This window comes from Ramlibacter sp. (assembly GCF_013697775.1).
Lineage (GTDB): Bacteria > Pseudomonadota > Gammaproteobacteria > Burkholderiales > Burkholderiaceae_C > Ramlibacter.
The window spans coordinates 1-4,482 of sequence record NZ_JACCWG010000240.1; the positions used below are offsets into that span (position 1 = coordinate 1).

The window sequence follows — 4,482 nt, forward strand, 5'->3', positions numbered from 1 at the left end:
CGAAGCTCCTGCTGCGTCTGCCCATCCAGCTCAATCGACTTGGCGACCCGCATGGCATCACACCCCCTTGGCCATCGGAGTATGCCTTCGAGCGAAAGTTTAACTAATTCGCGCGCACTACACTAGCTGGGGTGCGAGAACGCCCGCGCCAATCAGCCAATCGGCTTCGCGCGCATTCTGCTTGGCGTGCCATTGCTTGACCATGCTCGCGAATACGTCGGAGAACGACTCATTGAGCGCGCCGGCTTGCCCGACCAGCTTCACCTTGCCGCCGCGCCGCTGCTGCCCCAGGCCTCCTGGAACAACACTCTGCGTCACGGCATGCGTCAGCTCGTGAGCGACGACGTCGAGCGACTGCGCAAAGCCCATGATATGGATGCCGTCGCCGTCTCCGAACAGCATCTGGCGGCCCGTCCACATCGCATTCGAGAACCGGTCGCCGTAATGGACGGACGACGCGACCGGCATCCCATGGCCGTCGAGGGAGCGACGGCCGAACACCTTGGCATAGAACTGCAGCGTGAGCCCGACGTTGTTGTAAGCTGCGTTCACGGCTGGATCGCCGACAGCGCGCTCGCCTTCGGCGCGCGCCAGCCGGCCTGGCAGTTCCTCGATGCCTCCGGCGTCGTACACCGTTCGCACAGCGCCTTTGGGCCCGCCTCGCTTGGTCGTGGCGGGCTGGGCAGCGAACAAGCGCAGCGGGGCTGGCTCCTCCTCCCGCGACCCGCGACCTTCGCGGATGCGCGCTGACACGCGATCGTGCTGCGCAAGCCGACGAGCGTGCCCTTCCATTGCATGGGCAGCGACGTGCTGAAGCACGCGGCGCGGAAGTGCGCAGCACACACACTGCAAGCGGAATTCCGGCTCGCTGGAATCTTCTTCGGGCAAGCGGCTCACCAGCGCGCCGGCAGCTTCTTCTTGAGCGTGATGCGCTTGACGCCCAGCTCGATGTAGCCGCCTTTTTCAAGATCCTTCAGCAGCCGGCTCACCATCTCGCGTGACGCGCCGACACGGCTGGCCAGTTGCTGGTGGGTGATCTGCGTCAGGACGACCGGCGCCTCCGGCGAAGCGGCGCCCTGGTGGTGGCTCTCCAGTGCCGCGACCACTCGTCCATAGACATCGAGCAGTGCCATGTTGCGGGCAGTTTCGGTGGCGGCTCGCGCGCGGCGAATCACCTGCGCCACCAGCGCGAGCGCGAACTCCGGTTCTTCCGCCAGGTGGTCGCGCAATGCGTCGCGGCCCACGATGGAGCACACGCAGGGTTCCATCGTCATCACGGACGCGGAGCGTGGGCCTCCGTCGAGCCACATCTCGGCGAAGTAGTCTCCGGCCTCGACAATGTTGTAGGTGATTTCGCGGCCTTCGGTGTCCGTGGAATACACCTTGACCTTGCCTTGCAGAAGCACGAACAGCGAATCGCCGATTTCACCCTCGTTGATGATGACGCTGTTCTTGCGGTAGCTGCGGATCACGCCGCGCAAGGCGAGCGCCCGCAGTTCGGGGCTCAGTGCGGCGATCAGGTTTTCATGGGCTTCCGCGGAATTGCTCATGCTCATGGGGTTCTCCATCCACGCGGACTCTAGCATGTGCATGGAGCGCTCCCGTCAGTGCAGCGGCCGGCCCCACACCGCCGGTGCCAGCGGCGGCAGCACGGCCACGCGGTTCACCAGCGCGCGCACGCCGCTGGAGTTGGTCTTCGCACAGACGCTGCGCACGTGGCTGCGGACCGTGGAAACCGCCACCTTCAGCTGCGCCGCAATCGCAGGCGCCGAGCAGCCTTGGCAGAGCAGCCCGAGCACCTGCTCCTCGGCGCCCGTTAACGCGTGCTTGCGCGAGAACGAAGACAGCATGAGCGGGTCGCAGAGACAGGCGCGCGCGAAAACGAGCGCGGAGCCTGCATCGGGCTTGAGCGGCAGCACGGTCATCTCCAGCGCGCCCCCCGCAGCGGCCTTTCCGAGTGTGATGAGGCTGCGCTTTCCGAGCTTGGCGCTGGCCATGGCAAAGTGAAGTGCCTTGCCGTCGGAGGCTTCGATCGCCTGCAGCGTGCGATCGCGCAAGGTGATGATCCGGCCCGCACCGATCTCGCGCAGCGCAACCTGGTTGGCATGCAGCATGCGGCCGTCGAAGCCCACCACTGCCATTCCATGCGCCAGTTCGTCCAGCAAAGCGACAAGCCCAAGGCCGACACGCTCTTGCAGTTGCGGAAGTACCGCGCCTTCGAATACCGTGCTCTCCGTGCTGTCCATTGCACTCCCTCCCAACGCGTTTCGTCGAGCAAGCTTAGGAAGGAGCCTGGGCACGCGTAAGGTGACTATGCCCGCACATTTTTGTGACAAAGTTCCGAAATGGAGTGTTTGGACCTAGGTTTTTCTCGAGCCTGGCGACGCGAGCAGGGCCAGGAAGTGGGTGTAGATGTCAGGGCGAAACGCCAGGTCGACATGCGCCGCTCCCTGGAGCAGCAGGTTATTGGCGTCAGGGAGCGTGGCGCACTGCGGGGGGAACACCACGTTGTCGCAATTCGAATACCAGCAGGTGAATGACGGCAACGAGCCCTGAGCTTCTGCAGCCTGCAAGGCGAGGAGCCATTCATTGCTCAGCCGCATCTGGCGCCCATTGGCGGCACGGCTGAAACGCGCCAGCCAGGTCCCCTGGTGCGGGGTGCCGATGGTGACGACGTGGTGCACACGCGACGCGTCTCCCGCTTGCCGCAACCAGGCTCGCGCGGCAAGGCCGCCCATGCTGTGGCATACCAGCACGGGCGGCAGCCCAGTGGCCAGCGTGACCTGGGAAACAGCCCGCTCTACCGTCTCGCTGTATGCATCGATGGAGCCGAAGACCGGCTCCAGATTCACCGCTACGAACCCATGGCCGTGGCGGCGCACGCGTGCCAACCAAGGTAACCAGAACCCTCGGTTGCACGCGAAGCCGTGGATGAATACCGCACCCCGCTTGCCACGTACCTCTGCACCCAGGTGATCGGGGACCTGCCGCCAGCAGAATGGCTGCCTCCAGGCGAACACGCGGATGTCCTGCAAGACCTCGTTACACCAGGCACGCAACAAGGCGTTCCACGCCGGACAAACCGTTGGGTCGTTGCGGCCCGCTCGGCGCAACAGCAGGAATTCCACTGCAAGGAAAAGCCCATGGGCGAATAGGACCATCAAGGCGCCCACGGCAGCTCGCAACGCAGAGGTGGGCCACTGCGTGAGCAGCCAAGCGGCGGCGAACGCGAGCAGCGTCGCCGTGGACAGCTGCTGCATGCGGGCGACGCTCGAGTGTCCCGGCATCAGTCAAGCCCCTCACGCGGCTGCACATTGTTGCTGGCAACAGCGTGAGCTGTGGTGGAGCGCCAAGTCATCGGAACATTCTCAGGCGTGTGCAGGAACTGCGGCGCGAATGGCGCCTTCGGTTACGCTTCTCCAATGGCAGAAGCAGGACTCTTGCCGCCCGGCGTCATGGTGTTCGAGCGGGGCTGGCTTTCGGCGAACAATATTCTTTTCGTATCTCCGCAGCACACGGCATTGATCGACAGCGGCTACTGCACGCACGCACGGCAGACTGTCGAACTGGTGCGGGGCGTGTTGCGCGAGCGGCCGCTCGATCTGTTGCTGAATACGCATCTGCACAGCGACCACTGCGGCGGCAACGCCATTCTGCAGGAGCGCTACCCGGCGGTGGAAACGCGGATCCCGCCGGGCTTGGCGGCGGTAGTTCGGCGTTGGGATCCGGTCGCATTGAGCTATGAACCGACAGGGCAGCAGTGTCCACGCTTTCGGATCGAAGGAGTGTTGGCGCCTGGATCGGACATCGTTTTGGGTCAGCAGACTTGGCAGGTGCACGCGGCGCCTGGCCACGATCAGCATTCTCTCGTGCTCTTCGAACCTGGTTGCGGCGCACTGATCTCCGCAGACGCTCTGTGGGAGAACGGATTTGGCGTTGTGTTCCAGGAGTTGGAAGGCGAGGACGCGTTCGATCAGGTCGCAGCGACGCTGGATTTGATTGAATCGCTACAGGCAAAGACAGTAATCCCTGGGCATGGCGGAGTTTTCACAGATGTCCGCTCCGCGCTCGGTGCAGCACGCCGACGGCTGGATGGTTTTTCGCGTGATCCACGCAAACATGCTCGCCATGCGGCAAAGGTGTTGTTGAAATTCAAGCTGCTGGAGATACAGCGCGCGCACATGGACGAGCTATTGGCTTGGACGGCGCGCACGCCTTATTTCGCGCTTGTGCATAAGCGCTGGTTCAGCGACGTGCCTCGTGGCGAGTGGGAGCAGGAATTAGTAGAGGCCCTAATGCGCTCGGGAGCTGCAATTCGCGATAGCGAATGGATTTGCAATCTTTGAGCGGCAATCATGATTTCTCTTCCCCAAGAAGAAAAGGCCCAGCATTGCTGCTGGGCCTTTCTTGCTTTGTAGTAGCCTGACGATGTCCTACTTTCACACGGGAATCCGCACTATCATCGGCGCAAAGGCGTTTCAC

5 protein-coding genes are annotated in these 4,482 nt (G+C 63.4%); 1 reads left to right on the forward strand and 4 read right to left on the reverse strand.

Translation table 11 applies throughout. The annotated features are described in order from the left end of the window. Positions 1-117: 117 nt before the first annotated feature. The 4 genes from H0U68_RS11870 to H0U68_RS11885 all read right to left on the reverse strand — a co-directional run bounded on the left by H0U68_RS11870 (position 118) and on the right by H0U68_RS11885 (position 3,260). A complete protein-coding gene (locus tag H0U68_RS11870) occupies positions 118-897 on the reverse strand; it encodes a M4 family metallopeptidase (RefSeq protein ID WP_296355805.1) in 780 nt (259 codons plus the stop codon). Then, positions 894-1,568 carry a Crp/Fnr family transcriptional regulator gene (locus tag H0U68_RS11875; RefSeq protein ID WP_296355807.1) on the reverse strand — a complete coding sequence of 225 codons (675 nt, stop codon included), beginning with the start codon at positions 1,566-1,568 and terminating at the stop codon, positions 894-896. Before H0U68_RS11875 ends, H0U68_RS11870 begins: the two co-directional genes overlap by 4 nt. Before the next feature lie 36 nt (positions 1,569-1,604). Then, entirely contained in the window at positions 1,605-2,246 is a 642-nt protein-coding gene (locus H0U68_RS11880; protein ID WP_296355809.1) for a helix-turn-helix transcriptional regulator, read from the reverse strand. Positions 2,247-2,360: 114 nt separating this feature from the next. Next, the gene (locus H0U68_RS11885) at positions 2,361-3,260 is read right to left on the reverse strand and encodes an alpha/beta fold hydrolase (protein ID WP_296355811.1); all 900 of its coding nucleotides are present in this window, start codon (positions 3,258-3,260) and stop codon (positions 2,361-2,363) included. A 162-nt stretch (positions 3,261-3,422) separates the two neighbouring features. On the opposite strand from H0U68_RS11885, the gene H0U68_RS11890 reads away from it, so the two are divergent. After that, a complete protein-coding gene (locus tag H0U68_RS11890) occupies positions 3,423-4,346 on the forward strand; it encodes an MBL fold metallo-hydrolase (RefSeq protein ID WP_296355813.1) in 924 nt (307 codons plus the stop codon). Positions 4,347-4,482 lie beyond the last annotated feature (136 nt).

Bases quoted from the DNA above. Each gene is read 5' to 3' on its own strand.
- H0U68_RS11875 (WP_296355807.1), bottom strand. From the start codon at position 1,568: ATGGAGAACCCCATGAGCATGAGCAATTCCGCGGAAGCCCATGAAAAC.
- H0U68_RS11880 (WP_296355809.1), bottom strand. From the start codon at position 2,246: ATGGACAGCACGGAGAGCACGGTATTCGAAGGCGCGGTACTTCCGCAA.
- H0U68_RS11885 (WP_296355811.1), bottom strand. From the start codon at position 3,260: ATGCAGCAGCTGTCCACGGCGACGCTGCTCGCGTTCGCCGCCGCTTGG.
- H0U68_RS11890 (WP_296355813.1), top strand. From the start codon at position 3,423: ATGGCAGAAGCAGGACTCTTGCCGCCCGGCGTCATGGTGTTCGAGCGG.